Genomic DNA, 21743 nt, shown 5'->3' with positions numbered 1-21743 from the left:
TTACTTAACCAATTTATCAAAATCCACTAAACCTTTTTTATCATAGGGATCGCCAATCCAACGTATTGATGGTTTAAAGTTAGGATTAACTAAACTTTTTTCAGGCTGATATAAATTGTAACGTAAGCCTGCCAAATCAGACCAAGTATGAATTAAATCTTGTGAGCTAAATTTGCGATCAACGTAAGCTTGATAATCATTAGGATGTGTTTTCAACCAACTTGGTGATTGCCAAAGTATAAAGGGAATGGTATACATCGGTTTGGTTGGTGCTTTTTCGTTTCGTCCTAAGACATCATACGGTGGTGTTTGATAAACCTCTTCACCATGATCGGAAAAATACAACATAAAACCGTTATCATGGCTCTGTTTAAATGTATTAAACAATGTCGTTATTACATAATCATTATAGCTAATTGCATTATCATAGCTGTTGTAGACTTTGGCGTTATCATCGTCTATATTGAATGGAATGCCTGTCTTATCTTGAAAAACATTATATTCACTACTTTTTGGATAACGAAATTCATATTTCATATGCGTACCAAGTAAATGAATAACGATAAATTTCTTTTTAGCGGGATCGGTTAACACCTCTTTAAAAGGCTGAATCACAGCATCATCATATTGTCTGGCACTTTGGTTACGATCGTTATTCATATAATATTGTTTATCTGTTTGCTTAGAAAACATGGTTAACATCGTATTTCGTTTAGTCATTGTTTGTTGATTGGTAATCCAAAATGTTTTATACCCTGCTTGTTTCATAAGATGAATGAGTGAAGGTTGTGTTAAGTATAAATCAGGATGCCGCTCATCGGCGAAAGTCAGGGCTTGTTCTAAAATTTCGATCGTATATGGTCTGGATGAGACAACATCGTTGAAAACCAATAAATTTGGATTTTCTTTTTTAAATTGTTCAATCATCGGGGTGGTATTTCGGTTATAACCGTAAATCCCCATTCTTGTACGGGTAGTCGATTCCCCAATGATTAAGACTAATGTTCTTGGTGTCTCCCCATTACTATCTGTTAAATTTTCTAATGAAGGCAAAGATTGCAAATTATTCAAAATATTTTCCATATTAGAAAGTTGTGAACGGTATGCAATATAGCTGCTCATTAATTGCCAAGGTACTGTCGTTTCCATACGGCTTAATAAATGTGCTCCCGCTTTCTCTAAGGAGGTTTTTTTTACCATTACACTGATTACTAGTGGCATCAAAGCATAAATAGCAATCAATAGTGAAACCATCCACTTAGTTTTATTTTGGACATAAACCGGTTTGACTTGTTTCCAAAGAAATAGCGCCACTAAAATATAGACGACTAATACGGCAATCAATTTAAAACTCAAGTATTGCTGAATATATTCATTAGATTCATTGAAATTTGATTCAGCCATTATAAAAAAAACACTTTGTGAAAACTCCTGCCGATAAATCACAAAATACGCTAACGAAATTAAAGACAATCCGCCAACTATAATCCCATAAATGGCTGCAATTTTACGAGTATGATTCGGAAAAAATAACACCGGTATGAGCCAAATTAAGCTATAAATAATAGAATCTCTTAACCCAATAAAATTAGAGTGTCCCGACAGAGAAATATAGAGTTGCAAAGCGGATGAAAAATAGGTAAAAAATAATATAATCAAAAATAACGAGGAAAAACTAAATTTCTGATCTTCTTTCAAATTTTGCATAAATATCAATAACGAATCATGATGAATAAGTTTTTATAAGATACATTGGGTAGATTAATAAAACCTTAAGCACTCACATTCGATATTGAAACTAACAAAAGCCAACGGTAATCATTAATGCTATGAAAGCAATATGAAACATATTTTCAATGAATATACTGCTTAGCTAAAGATTAATTTTAGCGGATTAAATCGACTTCAAGCCTAATAGCTGAGCAACATGTTGATGTTCTGAACAGGTTAACTTTTTGGGTGAATGATTAAAAATAATCTGCCCTTCATCGACAACTAAACATCGTGAAAAATAATACAATGATTCATCCAGATAATGGGACACCATCATTAATGTTAATTCAAATTCTTCACAGATTTGGTTAACTAATTCAAGCATTTCAAAACGTAATGATTGATCCAGCGCTGAAAAAGGCTCATCTAAAAGTAAAATCGGACGATGTTGAATTAGACACCGCGCTAAAGCAACCCGTTGACGTTGACCACCCGATAATTGTTCAGGGTAACGTTGATTAAATCCTGTTAATCCAACTTTCGCTAAAATATCATCAATAATTTGCATTTGTGAAATATTCAGCTTTAAAGAAGGTTTTAATCCTAAAGCGATATTATCTTGAACCGTTAAATGGTCAAACAAATTATTATGTTGAAACAACATAGATACCGGGCGTTTTCCGGGAGTGACATTCGTCATATCTTGATCATCGAGTATTATTTTTCCTGAATCAGGTGAAATAAAACCGGCGATTAAACTCAATAATGAACTTTTACCCGCACCACTTGGCCCAACAATGACGACCCGTTCTTTTGCGGCAATACCAAAATTAAAAAACATTTTAAAATTATCATAATGATAATTAATATGATTGAGTGTGATCATCATCCACCAAAACCAATAAACTAAAAGAGATAATTAATAATATTGCCGCTGTGACACTACCATCTTGATAATGATAATGTGATAGCTGCTCATAGAGGTAATAAGGCAATGTGATGACTGACTGCCCACCAAATAGTGCGATAATGCCAAAATCCCCTAAAGATAAGATAGCCGAAAAAACAAAACTTTTTAACATTAATTTGTTTAACGCTTTATATTCAATCAAATAAAAATGGTTAACCCCGTCAATGCAAAGGGATTGGCTTAATAGCCAATAACGCTTAGTGACATCGAACATGGGGGTAGCCAGACTTTTAATGACAAAAGGTAATGCCATTAAAGCATTACACAATATTAATAAAATGCAGATAAACCAAGTATTACCTGCATACTGATAAAATAATATAAACAGTCCTGACGCTAAAATCATGCTGGGAATCGCTAAAATTAACGAACTGGCTAACATTAATCGATTACTCCACGTTACCTTTTGATAAATGAGCAATCGACTATTTGTCCAAAGAATAAATAGTGCCATTAACAGGGTTACGATGGCTGACCCCAATGCAATGAAAAGTGAAAACAGTGTTGCATGTTGAAAGGTTGGCGTAAACAGTGACAAACGGAAAAAATAAACACCATCAATCACGATATTTATCAAAGGAAGTAAAATAAATAATCCCCCCATAATAATCACGATTGAACTTAGCAAGGCAGTCAAGCCAGAAACAGGAAAACGGTAGTTTTGCTTTATAAAGCGCATTGTGACTTGTTTATTATTATTAAACTTTTGCATTATTCCCATAAAACCTACACAACAAAGCAATTGCAATAAGGAAAGCAAAACCGCTTGAATAAAATCAAAATCACGAATGGATTGATAAATTGCTACTTCAATGGTGGTATATTTGGGGCCACCGCCTAAAGCCAATACAATCGCAAAACTTGAAAAACAGAGCATAAAAATCAGCGAAGCCATAGGCAATATTTGCCGACGAAGATGTGGCCATTCAACCAATCGAAAAAAAGTGTAACCAGAAAAATTCAATTGAGCGGCTAGCTGTTTCTGTTCAACAGGCACACTCATCAGCGTTCGGTAAAATAGACAACAAGCATAAGGAAAATTCAAAAATACGTGTGCTAATAAAATTCCTTGTAATCCATAAATTGACCATGAAAATGGCAAGCCGATATATCCAACAAAGATTGACAGTAATCCCTGCTGCCCATAAACGGATAAAAGCCCTGTCACAACAACCAGTGCAGGTAAAATAAACGTCACCGGCATTATTCGCAACAATAAACCTTTACCCCAAAACTCAACCATGGATAAAGCTTTTGCCATTAATATAGCAAAGAAAATAGAAAGACATGTTGATAGTGTGGCTTGATAAACAGTTATCCACAAAATATGTAATAAATAGCTGTCAATATAACTGTTTATCTCACCTGAAGTTATTGCGTAATAACCAATGGATAATAATGCACTACCCAGTACAACCATTATGCTACTGGCGGCAAGAATACCCGGTATTAACGTTCTAAAATTCAACATGTTAATGTCTATTATTACTTACTGATCGCTGATTGCCACTCACGAATCCAAGCTTTTTGTCCTTTTTCAACTTGCTCAGATCCAAATTCTAACGCCTTAGTGACAGGCTTTATTTTCTGATAAGCCTCAGGTAATGTCGTTTGAATGATCGGGTACATCACATTCTTTTCAGCAATCTGACGTTGTATTTCAGGTCTGAGTAAATACTGTAAAAACTGACGTGCTAACTCAGGTTGCTGACTGTATTTGATTATACCTGCTACTTCAACCTGACGGTAATGTCCTTCATCAAAAATGGCTGCCTCATAGCGAGGATCATTTTTCATAATATGAGCAATCGGCGATGTACTGTAGCTTAAAACAAAATCAGCTTCGCCTTTCAAAAACATACCATAAGATTCACTCCAGCCTTTGGTGACGGTTACCGTATTTTTAGCGATCTTTTTCCATACATTGGCAGCATCATCGCCATAGATATTTTTGATCCAAAACAGTAGACCTAGTCCTGGCGTACTGGTTCTTGGGTCTTGATAAATAATTCGCCAATTGGCTTTATTATCAACAAGTTGTTGCATACTATGGGGAGGATTTTTGATTTTATCTTTGTTATAAATAAAAGCAAAATAACCATAATCATAAGGAAGAAAATCATTATCCCACCAATCAGTGTTAAGATTATCAGGTTTAATGATTTGATGAGGAATAACAATATTAGCTAACTTAGCTTGTTGTATGATGTTATTGTCTAATCCCAAAATAACATCAGCATTAGTCTTTTTCCCTTCGAGCCGGATCCGATTTAAAATAGATACACCATCCCCTAACGAAATGATATCCAACTGACAATCACACTCCGCTTCAAAACCTTGCTTAATGGCCTCACCTGGGCCCCACTCAGACATAAAAGAATTGTAACTATAAACGGTTAAAGTTGGCTTAGCATTGGCGGTATCAATCAAGAAAAAAGCTGAAAAAACAAAAAACAAAAGAAGATTCTTACGAAACATTTTGCCTCCAAAATAGTAAATAAAAGACAAAAGGTTTGAGCAGACACAATAACTCAAATCCCTCCGCTGGCATGATCCAGTTCAGGTTCGACGGGTTATGTTAACCAACATTCTCAGCCATTTGGGCACCCCGTTGAGAACGATAAATAGTTTAGTGTTTACCTCATTAATTGTAAACAGTTGTAATTGCGATAGCATGAATAATAACAAGCAAGTTTAATCACTGTTAAGGTAAAAAGGTAACGAATTAATGCTCAAAAATTAGATAATTTTAAAGCGATTTTAATTGTCTCTTATTATGATTATTACCTAAGTTTAATCACTGTTTAACGGATTGAGTATTCAAGAAATCCAAATAAAAATAAGTTATTAATTAAAAAAATAGTAGATGTTACTCAATTGCTTTGTATATAATAAAAACGTCAGTTATTTGATTTTTATTAAAGGATTAATTATGTCTCAATCTTTCAAGAGCCCTCGCTGGATGCGTGATTTAAATCGCTATCTAAATTCAAAACCTCAATTCGTTTTATCCGGAAACATTCATGATCGACAACAATCGAAAATTGATACTGAAACCATCATTTCCGAAACATTAGTCTTGTCGATTTATCGAATATTAAAAAATGCAAAATTTAATCACGTCTTATTGTGGAATTCAGCTGTTGGATTCGAAGAAATTCAAACACCAGACTTACCCGCAATTAAAAGCGATACGTTGTTTAAACGCCTAAGATTAAATGCTGTTCCCAAAAAAGATTCCGCAAAAATAAATCATTTAAGTAACACGTTAGATCAACTAGTCAGCTATGATCAACAGCCTGTTGCGTTGATAATTGATTATGAATCACATTTGTCTAAAAATCGTCATAATATGAGTTTTAGTGAGCATCAACTTTTTGCGCGTTCTTTAGCACTTTCACAACTTGAATACCCAAAACCTAAAGGTTCAAACGATCGGTTATTTATAAATACCATTATTTGGCTAGTTGAAAAAGAAAGTAATTTACCCGATTGGTTACTCATTAATAACCCTAAGATTCGTCATATTCCTGTGACAGCATCCAGTTAAGCAATCCGTAAAAATATAAATGATGAATAACTAGAGTAGCTCGTTTTTTAAAAGATCATCGCACAAAGCCGGTTTACTTAAGAGGTCATAATGAATTTAAAATAGATTGATATTGATTTAATATAGATAAATTAAAAACCAATAAGAGTTTTCGGGCTTTTTTTGAATTGTATATTTAACAAAATAATAGATGCCATTTGCTAACCCAAATCGGGCTAAAATGCGTGTTTTCTATCGACTGTATTAAAATTAATCTTTATAAATAATCATTGTCATTCTACAATTCAATATAAATAAAAATGATAAAAATAACATCAACATTGAGTTGAATATAAGGAATACAAAATGGAGTTAGAGCGTCACTGTGGTCATTGCCAAACTGAACGATTCGATAATGAAATGCTAAGTAACCAAATGATCGATGATAAAACATATCATTATGACCTATTATCCGTTTCACTCAAAAATTCTATTGATACAAAACCATTAAAAAAATTTCAATTAATTAGTGAAACTATGCCTATTAAAGAGCATAAATCTAAACTAGGGTTATGGCAATTATCTATACGAGCCAATAATGTTCGCTTACGTGCATCAAATTTACAAATCAAATTGGATGAAAACCGACTAAAAACACTTCAATTAGCCTGTTCTAAAAACCAATTAATGGCAATGTGGACTAAACGCTCATCTTTCTTTCCTGATGCCAAAAATCTTGGATTATTATCATTAATGGAACGTAACAATATTAGTGAAGATGATCTAATCATTTTACTCAGTGCACAAGAAGATCAATTTAAAACGGCAAATAACGTCATCAATGAATGTAAACAATTAGCCAATGATTATGATATTGATATTTTAAGCGATGAAGAGTTAGCAAATTATTTTAAGCAACCTAGATTAAGACTATATCAACTATTGGATGAGCGAATAGAAGGATTTGCCGAACTGGGTCATGAAGAGCTCGATCAGTGGACACAGCAGTATCGTTTTGAAAAACGTATACCATTTTGTCGGCTCTTGGTTTTATTGAGCATTCCTAATGAACATTGGATTAAACCGCCATTAAAAAAATACTCATCTCGAATTATCGATTTCTTTCATAAAAAAGTATCAATGAGTATTTTGCAAGGCCCGTTAGTTAGGATGAACCTAGGTCGTTTTACACCACGTATTGATCTTAACTTATTAGGAACCGCATCTTTACCGTCAAATAAACTACTTGATCATATTCTTGCTCGGCAACCTCGTCAGCAACAAATCGATATTAAAGCCGTATTCGAATCGAATGAACTTCTTGAAATTAAATTACGTAACTTATTTCGGACAACCACTATTTATCAACGGGATACGGGCATTGACAGTCTTTATATGGGCTTTCCTTTTTTAGTTTATCAAGAAACCAGTGGCAATCGGTTACCCAGAATAGCACCATTATTACTTTGGCCCATAAAAATGAATGACGATATAGCATCAATGAAACGACTTACACTCGCCTTTGATCGTCAACGAGAAGAAATAAGAATCAATCCCGCACTTAAAGGGATTTTGGGCAAAACACTTTTTAATCAATGGAAACATGTTTTTGATGACTTATTATTACGTTCAACGTTAAATAGCCTTGAGGTTATGAATGAATTAAAGTCGTTAGGACAAATTTTGTCGAGTCAAATCGATGATTTACCAACATCGTTTGAACCAGAAAAAGGTAAAATCTATTTTGCTTGTTCCGCTGTGTTATTTGATGCCAACTTTATAGGACAATCAATTGGTGAAGAACTTAGTCAATTAAAAAAACTCGACTACGACAACACAGCACTTGAAACCGCACTAAAACTGAAATCCCATTCTCAAATCGATGAGCAAATTGAAAAACCAGACGTACAAAATTGTTTTTTTTCGGTTGCCAGTGACCCAAGCCAAGAAAACGCTGTTTTACAAGCACGGTTAGCCCCCGGTTTGTTAATTGAAGGCCCACCAGGAACCGGAAAAAGTCAAACCATTGTTAATATGGTTGGCGACGCAATTGGACGCCATAAAACGGTACTGATTGTTTGTCAAAAAAAAGCGGCCCTTGAAGTTGTTCATAAGCGTTTAACTGCCGAAGGCCTTGATACGCGCAGTATAATGATTAACGATATTAATGCTGATCGATCCAAATTGATCAATAGTATTCGTCAACAGCTTGATTTGCTGGACAAAAACCTGCCTTCAGATGACTACATTAAAGCGCGTATCAAACTGGCAAAAACAGTAACAAAACTGGAAGCACAGCTCGATCAATATGATGAGGCATTATATACTCAACAGACCCACTTTGGTTTAAGTTATCGGGAGTTAATCGCTGATTTAATCAAGATTGCCAACAATCCACCCAAATTAACCGTACCGGAATTAGGCAAAGTATTTCAGAATCTTGATGTCAAACAACTATCAATGATTAAAGATCAGTGTTCACCCTTACTTTCACTGTGGTTACCGGCAAAATTTGAACATAGTCCATTATCAGAATTAACAGAATTTTCAAATGATCCAATTACGATAAATTTATTTAATCAATCACTGACTCAATTTATTCAAGTTGAACACGTTAGAACAGCAAATCTTGATAACCAACCTATCCAATTTGATGTTGATGATCCCCTCCCTCATCAACAGTGGCTTAAAAAAGAGAGTGAAGCTTTTTTAAATATCACGGAAAATCTTCGGGAGCGACTATTAAAATGGTTACCCTTGTTCAAAATTCAAAATATCCAAACAGGTAATTTAGAAGGTGATAGACTCATCAATGGGTTAAAATTTTTGCAAAATCAGCTATCTTATTTAAACTCAGAGGCTTGGTGCCACCTGTCTCAAAAATTTTGTTATTTAGAGCCAAAGATACTAGAAGATTTACTGAGTAAAGCAAGAAAACTCATTACCCCTAATGCTTGGTACAAATGCCTGAGTTTGCAACGCTATTTAGCAAAAAAAGGACTTTTTAACTTTTTAGCTATGCACGGTGAGGAAGCAAACATTAACCGCATTCCAATGCTTTATGAGTCGCTATTATTAGAGTCTGAATATCGGCCAATTCGCAAAACGTTACTGAGTATCTTTGTTGATTTGCAATTACCTCAACACAATTTAACGCTTAATCTTGATACCACTCAATACTTGATCGAGGAAACATTATCGGAACTTGAAGAAGTCAAATCATGGGCTGATAAAATTCACCAAGCACCTTATAGTCAGTATGTGGAGCAATCATTATTGAAAAGTAGCGACGCTTTTCAAGATTTAATTAATGAATACGAAGCGGCCTTTGTTCGTTATCAATATCGTCAAGATTCAGAACAACATTTATCCTTGCTCAATCAATTTTTAAATGAAAACCTATATCAAAACTGTTTACAGGCGATTGTTAAAAATCAACCAACACCTTCAACTATTGACGCTATTTACCATGTTTTACCTTCATTAAAAGCGTATCAATCATTTCGTAAAGAAGCGATTCAATTATCTGAAACTGCACTTGAAGTATTGGCAAAACTAAGACCTTTTGAATCCGAACTAGCCTTATTAAGCCCAGAAAATCAACAATATCAATTCAGACAACTATTGGATTATGAAGCTAAAACGATTTGGAAATTGTACATCGAACAAGAAAACCCGATATTACAGATTGATCAGCAAGTTATCAATCAAACCATTGAACAGCTAAAATCTAAAGATGAACAGCTGCATCAACTGAATAAACAGTTACTACTTAATAATATAAAATGTAATCAGATAGCTGATCCCAAAAGGTGGGAAGGAATAACAAGGCTAACAGGTCAACGCGCCAAACGATTACGTGAATTCATCGAGCAAGGTATACCGCTTGGATTAATGTTCTTAAGACCAATTTGGTTAATGAATCCCGACACCGCAAGTCGCTTATTGCCATTAAAAGCGGGATTATTTGATTTGGTCATCTATGACGAAGCCTCACAAATGCCCATTGAATACGCTATACCTACTCTTTATCGGGGCAAAATTGCCATAGTCAGTGGTGATGATAAACAGATGCCACCCACTACATTTTTTGGTGTACAAACAGACGCTGACATAGACGAAGAGGCTGATGATGATACTATTCAAGCACTATCAGAAGAAGTTAACGAAAATCCTCTACTCAATCGTTGGAATTTAAAAGTAATTATGGATTGTCCGGATTTATTACAACTTTCTCGCACTGTGTTGCCAACAACTTATTTACAAATTCATTACCGTTCCGCTTATCGTGAGCTGATTAACTATTCCAATACCGCTTTTTACCATAACCAACTAAACGTACCTGTCAGACATTCAGCTAATATCATTAAGCAAATCAAACCACTTGAATATATTTGGGTAAATGGTCTATATGAAGATCAACGCAATTTTAGTGAAGCAATAAAAGTTGTTGAAATGGTCGATAACATTTGGAAAAAAGATGCGACTCATCGTCCATCCATAGGCGTTGTAACCTTTAACAAAAAGCAGGCAGATCTGATTGAAAAATGTTTTTATGAAAAAGCCAATTTAGATAAAAAATTTTCAGACATTTTTGAACAAGAAAATCAACGATTCGATCAGGGTGAAGATGTATCAATTTTTATCAAAAATGTTGAAAATGTGCAGGGCGATGAACGTGATGTTATCATCTTTTCAACGACATTTGGTCGTAATAAACAAGGTATTTTCAGGCGAAATTTTGGCATACTAGGACAACAAGGTGGCGAAAGGCGCTTAAATGTAGCAATCACCCGAGCTCGCCAAAAAGTCATTTTGATCTCCTCAATGCCTATTGAAGATGTTTCTGATGCGCTAGCCAATAAACGTGCTCCAACCTCCCCTCGTGATTACCTACAATACTATTTAGCTTATTCTAAAGCATTATCTGAAGGTAATTTTACTTTTGCTGAATCATTACTTAACCTGATCGAACAGGCACATAAGCAATCTGATTTGCCAATACCAACACAACACGATGACGGACTGCTTGACGATGTAGAAACTTTTATTCGTTCGCTCAATTTATCCTATAGCCGCCACTCAGGCAGTGGCGTATTTACATTAGATTTTACTATTGAAGATCCGAGCACTAAACTTTATTGTATTGGCATTGAGTGCGATGCGCCAATTCATCCGTTATTATCCAATGCACGATACAGAAACATTTGGCGACAATCGGTATTATCTAGAACCATTCCGCATATATTTCGCTTATCTTCACGTAACTGGTATGAAAATAATGAACATGAAAAGCAACGACTACAACATTATATTGAAAATATATTGGGAACAAAGATCAAGCACACACTCAACGACTAGAATGTCAATCAAATTTTGACTCTGTTTATCACCAAATTGATCGATTAACATCGGTCATTTTTGTCAATCATGCTTTTGATTGAAAAATCCCCTAACAGGAAATCAAAACCCTGTTAAACTAAAGTAAACGACATCATCTGAGCCGTGACAAGTGTTTACTTTATCGGTATTATATTGGGCATTTATGATAATTGATTAGGTTTAGTGTGAATATTCAACAATTACTAACTCAACGTGTTTCGCAAGCAATGATAATGGCCGGTGCGGATAATAACTGTGATGCCTTAATTAAACAATCAGCTAAAGTACAATTTGGTGATTATCAAGCTAATGGCATCATGGCAACCGCCAAAAAGCTAGGTATGCCACCAAGAGCGTTGGCGGAAAAGGTTTTACAACATCTAGATATTGATGACATTGCCGAAAAAGTCGAAATTGCTGGCCCCGGTTTTATTAACATCTTTTTAAAAAATAGTTGGATTGCTCAACAAAATGAAGTTGCATTGAGTAGTGATAAACTGAATATTACCTTACCTGCAAAAGCACAAACGATTGTTGTAGACTACTCAGCACCGAATGTTGCCAAAGAGATGCATGTTGGTCATTTACGTTCAACAATCATCGGGGATGCCACTGTACGAGTTTTAACTTTTCTTGGTCATAATGTTATCCGTGCTAACCATGTCGGTGACTGGGGAACACAATTTGGGATGCTCATTGCTTATCTGGAAAAAATGCAAAATGAACATGCAAATGATATGCAACTATCCGATCTGGAATCGTTTTATCGAGCAGCCAAAAAACATTACGATGAAGACGAAGTTTTTGCTGAAAAAGCACGTAATTATGTTGTAAAACTGCAAGGTGGTGATGAATATTGTCGTGAAATGTGGCGAAAATTGGTCGATATTACCATGACGCAAAATATTGCGACTTACAAACGTTTAAATGTCACACTTTCCGTTGAAGACACCATGGGCGAAAGCATTTATAACAAAATGTTACCCGGCATTGTGGCAGATTTAAAACATAAAAAATTAGCGGTAGAAAGCGAAGGGGCAATCGTTGTATTTTTAGATGAATACAAAAATAAAGAAGGCGAACCAATGGGCGTGATTATTCAAAAACGCGACGGCGGTTACCTTTATGCAACAACCGATATCGCCTGTGCCAAATATCGTTATGAAACACTACATGCCGATCGCATACTTTATTATACCGACTCACGTCAGCATCAGCATTTAGAACAAGTTTGGACAATTGTACATAAAGCCAAATATGTGCCTGATTCTTTAAAACTCGAACACCATATGTTTGGTATGATGTTAGGAAAAGACGGTAAACCGTTTAAAACACGATCAGGTGATACGGTCAAATTAAATGATCTTTTAGATGAAGCGACCGAACGGGCAAAAATCTTAATTCAAAGTAAAAATCCAGAACTCACTGAACAAGAGTTAGCACAAGTCGTCGATGCCGTTGCAATTGGTGCGGTTAAATACGCTGATCTTTCTAAAAATCGTACCACTGATTATGTTTTTGATTGGGACAATATGCTTTCTTTTGAAGGTAATACGGCACCCTACTTACAATATGCTTATACTCGTGTGTTATCGGTATTTAGAAAATCCAATATTTCAGAAGATGACTTATCGGGAAGTATTATTTTAGAAACAGAAAAAGAACGCGCATTAGCCACTCGACTAATTCAATTTGATGAAACTATTTCAGTGTTAGCAAATGAAGGAACGCCTCACGTGCTTTGTGCTTATCTTTATGACATTGCAACGCTTTTTTCAAGTTTTTACGAAAACTGCCCTATTTTAACAGCTGAAAATGAAAACCTAAAATTAAGTCGCTTAAAACTGGCTTCTTTGACAGCTAAAACACTGAAAGTAGGATTAGATATGTTAGGCATAAAAACCGTTGAAAAAATGTAATTTCAACAAAATAGATGCCTGATGTTATAACGCCATTCATCACTTTATTAAATCGGTTGTCAACAAAAGTTTTGGCAACCGATTGACCTGATTAAACTGCTCCAAACTTTATCGCATCCGCGTTATTAATATAATATTTCATGACCAATTTTCTTTCTCACACAATTTGGTTAATCGCTTGTTCGGTTTAATTTTATAACACAGGTTTCACAATACAAATTTCGAGTTTTTCGCAATGCTCTTTAGCAAATGCGGCGAATTCAATAAAATGTGGTGTATGATTGTGCAAATCAATTGCTTGTTTCGAAGCCCATGTTTCAATGACGACATAAACATCGGGATCATCGATGCTTTGATTAAGTTCATAACGAATACATCCCGCTTCTTTACGGCTTGCTTCAACAAGTTTTTTAAAAAGCGTTTGAAAAGCGGCATGATTTTCTGACTTGATTTTTAGCGTAGCAACAATATTTAACTGGCTCATAATAACCTCTTATCTTAGGCAAACTTTATCAACTTTATACTAACATAGGTTGTTTTAACATCAATAAAAAAGCATTATGGAAAATCTCATTTTTTTGACAATCGCTTATTGATAAAAATTAATCCGTTATCCTAATCATGTTACCCAAAATAAAACCAAAATTGTTAATGACCATCAAATGATGACAAGAAAATCTAAAAAATAATACTTTAACTATATCATTTATTTGCATATTTTCACTGTTATAACGCTTGATATTAATCAAGATAGGTTTAGAATTTCTGCTACTAAATAACCTGCTAGAGTCTTTAAACTATGAAGCCATGTGAATCAACAATCCAGATTTTAAACATTGTTGGTTCTATTTTTAATCCTCCTTTATGGAGGATTTTTTTTAGCTGTTATTTTTGAATTTTTAAACCAACTTTAGGTAATTTATTTGTAGAGGCATATTATGACAGACAACAAAAAGATGTTATTAACCAGTCGAGATCAAAGTTTAAAAGCATTTTTAATGAACAAAATCAAGCAAAATGGCGGTTGGGTTAATGCACATATGCACGCTGATCGTGCTTTTACAATTACCGTTGACAGTTTTGATGTGTACCAAAAACAGACATTGATTGAAAAATGGGATACGTTAGACAAAGTCAAAGCCGCCATGACCGAAGAAGACTATTATCATCATTTTAGTATGGCTGTTGAACGAATGATTGAACAAGGTGTTAGTGCCATGGGCTCATTTGTGGATATAGACCCTATCGCTGAAGAACGTGCAATCAAAGGCGCATTACGAGCACGAGAAACCTATAAAAACGATATCACCATTAAACTGGTGAATCAGACCTTAAAAGGCGTGATTGATAAAGAGGCTCGCTATTGGTTTGATAAAGGTGCCGATCTTGTCGATATTATTGGTGGCTTACCTCGCCGTGATGAACGTGATCATGGTGAAGGTATGGGACTTAAACATCTGGATGTATTAATGCAAACGGGCAAATCTTTAGGCAAAATGGTGCATGTTCATGTTGATCAATTTAATTCATCCGATGAGATAGAAACAGAGCAATTAACAGATAAAACCTTAGAACATGCAATGCATGGTCGTGTAGTGGCAATTCATAGTATTTCAATTACTGCCCATAGCTTAGAATATCGTCAAAAATTATACCAAAAAATGAAAGAAGCCCAAATGATGGTGATTGCCTGTCCGTTTGCGTGGATTGACAGTCCAAGGCGTGAGGAACAAGGCCCAACCCGTAACTCCTTAACCCCTGTTGATGAATTAGCCGCCGCTGGAATTCCTGTTGCGATTGGTACCGATAATGTCAGTGATTATATGCTCCCCTTTTCAACGGGTAATATGTGGGAAGAGCTAAAACTGCTTGTAACCGGATGTCGATATACCGATTTAGATAATGTGGTTAACGTCGCCACTCGGAATGGACGTAAAGTGCTGGGACTTGAGTAATTAACGCAAAACGTTATAAATCAGGTTGTTAAAGCAGACTCCCCCCTTTTAGAAATTAAAAAACCCAACAATACTGAAATTGTTGGGATTTTTACTACCATTGAACAGCGTCAATGATTCACGATGCTTTTATACTGATAAAAAATTAAGATCCAGCTCGATAATTTGGTGGCTCTTTGGTTATTAGCACATCGTGAACATGGCTTTCTTTCATGCCAGCGCCGGTTATTCGATAAAATTTAGATTGCGTTCTTAGCTCATCGATAGTGGCACAGCCAGTTAATCCCATACAAGAACGTAATCCTCCCATTTGTTGGTGAATGATTTCTTTTAATGGGCCTTTATAGGCAATACGCCCTTCAATACCTTCAGGAACTAATTTATCAGCAGCATTATCAGATTGGAAATAACGATCAGATGAACCTTTCGCCATTGCACCAAGTGATCCCATACCTCGATAAGATTTATAAGCTCGACCTTGATATAATTCGATTTCACCAGGGGCTTCTTCTGTTCCAGCAAACATTGAGCCAACCATAACACATGATGCACCTGCGGCAATTGCTTTAGCAATGTCACCCGAAAAACGAATACCACCATCAGCAATAACAGGGATATTATGTCGTTGTGCCATTTCAACTGCATCCATAATGGCACTAATTTGTGGCACACCGACTCCAGTCACAATACGTGTAGTACAGATAGAGCCCGGCCCAATACCGACTTTAACGGCATTAACCCCTGCATCAATTAATGCTTTTGCGCCTTCCGCTGTAGCAATATTCCCCCCAATAATTTGTAATTCCGGATACGCCTGCCTTGTCTGACGAATACGCTCTAATACACCTTCTGAATGTCCATGAGATGAGTCAATCAATAAAACATCGACCCCTGCTTCAACCAATGCCGCAATCCGTTCTTCATTGCCTGCACCAGCGCCCACCGCTGCCCCTACGCGCAAACGCCCTTTTTCATCTTTGCAAGCATGTGGTTTTTGTTCTGCTTTATTGTAGTCCTTAACCGTTATCATTCCTTTAAGATGAAATTTGGAATCAACAACTAACACTTTTTCAACACGGTGTTCATGCATTTTTTTCAGCACAATTTCACGTTGTTCGCCCTCTTTTACCGTAACAAGTCGTTCTTTTGGTGTCATGACTGCCGTTACCGGTAACGATAAATCAGTCGCAAAACGAACATCTCGAGCGGTAATAATCCCCACTAACTCTTGAGATTGAGTAACCACAGGAAAACCGGCAAAACCATACTCTTTAGCAAGTTCGATAACATCTCGAATCGTGGCAGTAGGTAAAACGGTCACGGGATCTTGGACGATACCACTTTCATGCTTTTTCACCCTTTTTACATGGTTAGCCTGAGCTTCGATTGACATATTTTTATGAATAAAACCAATTCCGCCTTCTTGAGCTAGGGCGATGGCTAAATCGGATTCAGTCACCGTATCCATTGCAGCTGACAGCATCGGAATATTGAGTTTAATTGTTTGGGTTAGCTGAGTAGAAATAACCGCAGTGTTGGGTAATACCGTGGAGTGGGCAGGAACTAATAACACATCATCAAATGTAAGTGCTTCTTTAACTATACGAGACATGACAATATTCACCATTGAGTTGAATTGTTGATAAAATATTGCCGATGTATTCTACTGACTTTTGCGATAAAAGACCAGCGGTATTTTGATTCTTGAAATAGTTTGAACAGTTATCCTTCTTATTATTTCATCAAAAATAATTATATCTCATACAAACTAACCTTATAAAAAAAGATTAATGATCAAACAGCCGATTAATCCACTGACAGATATCACTGTTTCGAGTAAAGACCATGATTTCAATGTTTCGGTAATGCTCAGATTAAAATATTCTTTAAATAACCAAAAGCCCGGATCATTTACATGCGAAAAAACGACACTACCCGCACCCGTTGCAATAACCATTAATTCTGGGCTAACACCCGTTGAAGCAATTAATGGGAAAACAATCCCACCTGCCGTTAGTGCTGCAACCGTTGCCGACCCTAAGGCTAATCTTAATAAGGCTGCAATTAACCACGCCATAACAATGGGGGAAATAGTCGATCCATGCATTATCTGTTCGATATAAACTTTCACGCCACTATCGACAAGAACTTGTTTAAATGCCCCACCACCCCCAATAATCAATAGCATCATTGCAATAATTTTAATTGAATCAACTAAGCTAGTATTGATGTCTGACATGCTACGGCCACGTAATAAACCAAAAGTGAATATGGCTATTAATACTGATACCAGCGTTGCAATGACTGGATCCCCAAAAAATTCAACATAGGGTAGCAACCAATGCCCATTATTTAACGTCATTTCACTTATGGCTCGGATTGACATTAATATAACTGGAATCAATGCGGTAATAAGACTGACACGAAAACTAGGCATCTGCTGTTCAGTAAATGTTTTAGTATTATATAAGCCTTCTTCAACAGGATGATTAATCAAACGAATAAAAGGTAATTTAGTTAAAATAGGCCCAGCTAGTATGACGGTTGGAATACCTATAATTGTGCCATAAAGTAAGGTTTTTCCCATATCGGCTTTAAATATTTGTGCAATCGCTGTTGGTCCAGGGTGCGGCGGTAAAAAACCATGTGTAACCGACAAAGCCGCCGCCATGGGAATACCAATATATAGCGGAGAGATACCTAAGGTTGCAGCTATAGTTAAAATTAAGGGTAACAATAAAACGAAACCAACCTCATAAAACAGAGCAAATCCAACAATAAATCCCGTAAGCGTCACTGCCCATTGAATCTTTTTATCGCCGAAAGTGGCAATGAGCGTTGTTGCTATCCGCTGTGCACCTCCACAATCGGCGAGTAATTTGCCTAACATTGCGCCAAATCCCATAATTAATGCTAAGCTGCCAAGCGTGCCACCGACACCATTTTTAATTGATTTGATGACCTCCATAACGGGCATCCCTTCCAGAACACCGACACTAAGTGCCACCAAAATTAATGCGATAAAACCATTAACTCGTAAAGGTAACATGAGAATCAATAACATCAAGACACCAAAAGCAATAATGATTAATGGCATAATCAACTCCTCTTAATCAACAACATCCAATCTGGTTAAATTGACACAGCTAGACTTAAATACTTTAAACATAATTAGTAAATTGCAAATCAATTAAGATTTGAACACATCGCTTTTATGGGTAAGTACGAATAAATTAACAATAAGTATTTACCCACATAGTATCGATATATGTGGGAATGTTAGAGGAAAATTTACACTATTTATTAGAAATGAGAATAAGATCACACTTTTAAATTTAAACTTCTTTTTGCGCCATTAAAATATAATTTACATCCACATTGTGACCTAATTTGAATTGATTTTTTAAAAGATGATATTCCATACCAATAATGCCTTTAACCGCTAATTTAGATTGCTCAACTAAGTCCATTAATTCTGAAGGTCGAATAAAGCGATTAAAATCATGTGTTCCTTTTGGTACAAGCCGAGCAATGTATTCAGCACCATAAATAAGTAATAACTTTGCTTTGGTATTTCGATTGATTGTCGATAAGAATAGTTTGCCACTGGGTTTTAGCAACTTAGCACAAGCATTAATGATGGAGAATGGATCGGGGACATGCTCTAATAACTCCATACAAGTAATCACATCATAATATTCTGATCGTTCTTCTGCATGCGCTTCAACGGTTTGTTTTTCGTAATCGATAGAAAGACCATTTTGCTCTGCATGCATTTTAGCAACGTTTAAAGACTCATCCGCCAGATCGATAGCGGTCACTTGCGCACCAAGTTTAGCAAGGCTTTCTGATAAGATGCCACCACCACACCCGACATCTAACACCTTTTTGCCAGTAAGAGATTCGCATTGCTGCAATATATAATCAACACGTAATGGATTAATGATATGTAAAGGTTTACATTGACCATTTGGATCCCACCATTGTGCGGCTAATTGTGAGAATTTATTTATTTCGTTAATATCGATATTTTGTGACATGCTGGCGTTTTTAAAGTGTAAAAAATGGGTTTTACTATATGCTAACTCCAATCAATTATCAATAAAATAGCTTACACTGCCCGCTTTTTATTAACAAAAAAATCCACTTAGTTTAAGCGTTCAAATGATATACTTTTTACCAATAAAAAATAGACAATTAATTTAATTCATAAAAACGGTATAAATATAATATAAGGAAGACAAATTATGATAATCGCGCTAAGAACAACTCGACCTAGTTTAATAAAAATAATGGATATACCAATTATAGGCAGTTTTATCATGTTTATTTTTGCACTGATTCCAATGTTTATTTTAATGATAACCGATGGTGCTTTTGGATACAGTTATCAAGATCTCCAAACAAATATAATATATTTTATAGTAGGCGTTTATAACTTCATTTTAGCCTTCTTTTTTGGTATCAGTATTTGGATTATGATATTACCTTCCTGGTTACTTTTTAACCTTATCGGTATATTGAAACTCATCGGTTGGATCTAATAATAATCGAATCATTTGATCCATTTCAATGATTGACGCCAATTCTAGTTAAATTTTTAAACAATATTGTCAATGACTGTAATGATTTCTTGTGAATAGTTTGATTTCATGGCATGATTTAAAGTTTTAATTAAGACATAATTTTACTAAACGCAAATTAAACTATTTATTAAGAATCAAAGGAAAATTCATGAGTACAGGTACTATGAAGAAAAGTCATTCCCAATGGAGCTCACGCATGGGATTCATGCTAGCAGCAGCTGGCTCTGCTGTGGGTTTAGGTAATATTTGGAAATTTCCCTATATGGCGGGTGAAATGGGTGGTTCAGCATTTGTGCTCACCTATTTACTCTTTATGTTTATCATTGGGCTACCTATCCTTGTTTTAGAATGGTTGATCGGGCGCCGAGGGCAAAAAAATCCGATTCATACCATGCAAGATGTGGCCGTTTCTGAAGGTCGTTCAAAATTATGGGGCTGGGTAGGGATAATTGGGGTACTTGGTTCATTCTTAATTCTCTCCTTTTATAGTGTGATTGGTGGCTGGGCAACAGATTACATCGTTCTAGCAGCGCAAGGCACATTTGAAGGTGCGAATGGTGGAATAACCGAAAATCTCTTTACTAATTTTCTGGGCGATGTAAATAGTTTATTAATCTGGCATACAGTATTTATGTTTGCAACGGCCTTTATTGTCGCTCTCGGCGTTGGAGCTGGCTTGGAACGTGGCTGTAAGATTATGATGCCTGGTTTAGGTATATTACTCTTAGTGCTGGTTGGGTATGCCGCATATGCCAGCGGTTCTTCTTTCTGGAAGGCTTGTGATTTCTTATTTACACCTAACTGGTCTGCCTTAAATGGCACGGCAATATTAGCTGCTTTAGGTCACGCATTTTTCAGTCTATCTTTAGGTATGGGAATTATGATGGCATACGGCTCGTATTTAGGGAAAGATGTCAATCTACTCTCAACAGCCCGAACAGTGGTCATTTTGGATGTGATTGTGGCGGTTTTATCAGGATTAGCAATATTCCCGCTTGTTTTTGCTAATGATTTACAACCGGGTTCTGGCCCTGGTCTCATCTTTGTGACACTACCAATTGCATTCGGCAATATGGCTGGCGGTTCAATTTTAGGCATATTATTCTTTATATTCTTAACGTTTGCTGCATTAACCTCGTCAATCTCATTATTAGAACCGACTGTAGAGTTACTCGAAGAAAAAACCCATATGGGACGCAAAACGGCAACCATTGTCACCAGTATTATTATTTGGGCTTTAGGTATTGCTTGTATTCTTTCATTTAATAAATGGGCAGATGTCACATTATTTGATAAAAATATTTTTGATTTACTTGATTACTTAACCAGTAAAATCATGTTGCCAGTAACCGGTTTAGGTACCATTATTTTTGCTGCATGGATGATGAATCAAAAACGAATTCGTGAAGAACTTAATCTAAATGCTTTCTGGTTTAACATTTGGACAATCTTAACCCGTTTTATTATTCCAGTGGCAATTGTTGCTATTCTTGTTTTTGGATTTTTTCCAGAAGGGAAATAGTTAATTATCATCTGCAAAGCCTTGATATTTTCAAGGCTTTCTTCCCACCAAGCTAACAAAAAAACAGCAAACAATTACCAAAATTACTTAATCTCTATTGAAAACCTCATTTTCATTCCCATATAACAATAAATCAAACTATTATGACAGTGTTATTCATTTAACAG

13 protein-coding genes and 1 riboswitch are annotated in these 21743 nt (G+C 35.7%); of the genes, 5 read left to right on the top strand and 8 right to left on the bottom strand.

Going from position 1 to position 21743, the window contains the following annotated elements; genetic code table 11:
- The 4 genes from cptA to thiB form a co-directional block, all read right to left on the bottom strand.
- Nucleotides 1–1707: a phosphoethanolamine transferase CptA gene (gene cptA / locus J3U35_RS02390; protein WP_267359307.1), complete on the bottom strand. Its 1707-nt coding sequence runs from the start codon at nucleotides 1705–1707 to the stop codon at nucleotides 1–3.
- Between the two features lie 187 nt (nucleotides 1708–1894).
- Nucleotides 1895–2554: a thiamine ABC transporter ATP-binding protein gene (gene thiQ / locus J3U35_RS02385; RefSeq protein ID WP_267359305.1), complete on the bottom strand. Its 660-nt coding sequence runs from the start codon at nucleotides 2552–2554 to the stop codon at nucleotides 1895–1897.
- Nucleotides 2555–2576: 22 nt separating this feature from the next.
- Nucleotides 2577–4154, bottom strand: coding sequence for a thiamine/thiamine pyrophosphate ABC transporter permease (gene thiP / locus J3U35_RS02380; protein WP_267359304.1), 1578 nt, complete (start codon nucleotides 4152–4154; stop codon nucleotides 2577–2579).
- 14 nt (nucleotides 4155–4168) lie between these two features.
- On the bottom strand, nucleotides 4169–5161 hold the full coding sequence (thiB, locus tag J3U35_RS02375) for a thiamine ABC transporter substrate binding subunit (protein WP_267359302.1): 993 nt from the start codon (nucleotides 5159–5161) through the stop codon (nucleotides 4169–4171).
- Nucleotides 5162–5201: 40 nt separating this feature from the next.
- Nucleotides 5202–5304: riboswitch (TPP riboswitch) on the bottom strand.
- A gap of 311 nt (nucleotides 5305–5615) precedes the next feature.
- On the opposite strand from thiB, the gene J3U35_RS02370 reads away from it, so the two are divergent.
- The 3 genes from J3U35_RS02370 (at nucleotide 5616) to argS (ending at nucleotide 13513) form a co-directional block, all read left to right on the top strand.
- Nucleotides 5616–6233 carry a hypothetical protein gene (locus tag J3U35_RS02370; RefSeq protein ID WP_267359300.1) on the top strand — a complete coding sequence of 206 codons (618 nt, stop codon included), beginning with the start codon at nucleotides 5616–5618 and terminating at the stop codon, nucleotides 6231–6233.
- 345 nt (nucleotides 6234–6578) lie between these two features.
- Nucleotides 6579–11573, top strand: coding sequence for an AAA domain-containing protein (locus J3U35_RS02365; RefSeq protein WP_267359299.1), 4995 nt, complete (start codon nucleotides 6579–6581; stop codon nucleotides 11571–11573).
- A 206-nt stretch (nucleotides 11574–11779) separates the two neighbouring features.
- Nucleotides 11780–13513 (top strand): arginine--tRNA ligase, encoded by a 1734-nt coding sequence (argS, locus tag J3U35_RS02360; RefSeq protein ID WP_267359298.1) that lies wholly within the window; start codon nucleotides 11780–11782, stop codon nucleotides 13511–13513.
- A 193-nt stretch (nucleotides 13514–13706) separates the two neighbouring features.
- On the opposite strand, the gene J3U35_RS02355 is transcribed toward argS, so the two are convergent.
- On the bottom strand, nucleotides 13707–13997 hold the full coding sequence (locus J3U35_RS02355) for a putative quinol monooxygenase (RefSeq protein WP_267352180.1): 291 nt from the start codon (nucleotides 13995–13997) through the stop codon (nucleotides 13707–13709).
- 454 nt (nucleotides 13998–14451) lie between these two features.
- Here J3U35_RS02355 and J3U35_RS02350 point away from each other — a divergent pair, with 454 nt between their 5' ends.
- Nucleotides 14452–15468: an amidohydrolase family protein gene (locus J3U35_RS02350; protein WP_267359296.1), complete on the top strand. Its 1017-nt coding sequence runs from the start codon at nucleotides 14452–14454 to the stop codon at nucleotides 15466–15468.
- 145 nt (nucleotides 15469–15613) lie between these two features.
- Here J3U35_RS02350 and guaB read toward each other — a convergent pair whose 3' ends face one another.
- From guaB to ubiG, 3 genes are all read right to left on the bottom strand, one after another.
- Nucleotides 15614–17080 (bottom strand): IMP dehydrogenase, encoded by a 1467-nt coding sequence (gene guaB / locus J3U35_RS02345; protein ID WP_220215297.1) that lies wholly within the window; start codon nucleotides 17078–17080, stop codon nucleotides 15614–15616.
- Between the two features lie 162 nt (nucleotides 17081–17242).
- Entirely contained in the window at nucleotides 17243–18565 is a 1323-nt protein-coding gene (gene gntT / locus J3U35_RS02340; RefSeq protein WP_267359294.1) for a gluconate transporter, read from the bottom strand.
- A gap of 238 nt (nucleotides 18566–18803) precedes the next feature.
- Nucleotides 18804–19508 carry a bifunctional 2-polyprenyl-6-hydroxyphenol methylase/3-demethylubiquinol 3-O-methyltransferase UbiG gene (gene ubiG / locus J3U35_RS02335; RefSeq protein ID WP_267352183.1) on the bottom strand — a complete coding sequence of 235 codons (705 nt, stop codon included), beginning with the start codon at nucleotides 19506–19508 and terminating at the stop codon, nucleotides 18804–18806.
- A 694-nt stretch (nucleotides 19509–20202) separates the two neighbouring features.
- Here ubiG and J3U35_RS02330 point away from each other — a divergent pair.
- Nucleotides 20203–21576: a sodium-dependent transporter gene (locus tag J3U35_RS02330; RefSeq protein WP_267359292.1), complete on the top strand. Its 1374-nt coding sequence runs from the start codon at nucleotides 20203–20205 to the stop codon at nucleotides 21574–21576.
- Nucleotides 21577–21743 lie beyond the last annotated feature (167 nt).

Source organism: Gilliamella sp. B2717 (assembly GCF_026536675.1).
Taxonomy (GTDB): domain Bacteria; phylum Pseudomonadota; class Gammaproteobacteria; order Enterobacterales; family Orbaceae; genus Gilliamella; species Gilliamella apicola_I.
Note: the sequence above shows the minus strand (reverse complement) of the source record. Positions and strands in the feature narration are given on the sequence as shown.

Bases quoted from the DNA above. Each gene is read 5' to 3' on its own strand.
- cptA (WP_267359307.1), bottom strand. From the start codon at position 1,707: ATGCAAAATTTGAAAGAAGATCAGAAATTTAGTTTTTCCTCGTTATTT.
- thiQ (WP_267359305.1), bottom strand. From the start codon at position 2,554: ATGTTTTTTAATTTTGGTATTGCCGCAAAAGAACGGGTCGTCATTGTT.
- thiP (WP_267359304.1), bottom strand. From the start codon at position 4,154: ATGTTGAATTTTAGAACGTTAATACCGGGTATTCTTGCCGCCAGTAGC.
- thiB (WP_267359302.1), bottom strand. From the start codon at position 5,161: ATGTTTCGTAAGAATCTTCTTTTGTTTTTTGTTTTTTCAGCTTTTTTC.
- J3U35_RS02370 (WP_267359300.1), top strand. From the start codon at position 5,616: ATGTCTCAATCTTTCAAGAGCCCTCGCTGGATGCGTGATTTAAATCGC.
- J3U35_RS02365 (WP_267359299.1), top strand. From the start codon at position 6,579: ATGGAGTTAGAGCGTCACTGTGGTCATTGCCAAACTGAACGATTCGAT.
- J3U35_RS02355 (WP_267352180.1), bottom strand. From the start codon at position 13,997: ATGAGCCAGTTAAATATTGTTGCTACGCTAAAAATCAAGTCAGAAAAT.
- J3U35_RS02350 (WP_267359296.1), top strand. From the start codon at position 14,452: ATGACAGACAACAAAAAGATGTTATTAACCAGTCGAGATCAAAGTTTA.
- guaB (WP_220215297.1), bottom strand. From the start codon at position 17,080: ATGTCTCGTATAGTTAAAGAAGCACTTACATTTGATGATGTGTTATTA.
- gntT (WP_267359294.1), bottom strand. From the start codon at position 18,565: ATGCCATTAATCATTATTGCTTTTGGTGTCTTGATGTTATTGATTCTC.
- ubiG (WP_267352183.1), bottom strand. From the start codon at position 19,508: ATGTCACAAAATATCGATATTAACGAAATAAATAAATTCTCACAATTA.
- J3U35_RS02330 (WP_267359292.1), top strand. From the start codon at position 20,203: ATGAGTACAGGTACTATGAAGAAAAGTCATTCCCAATGGAGCTCACGC.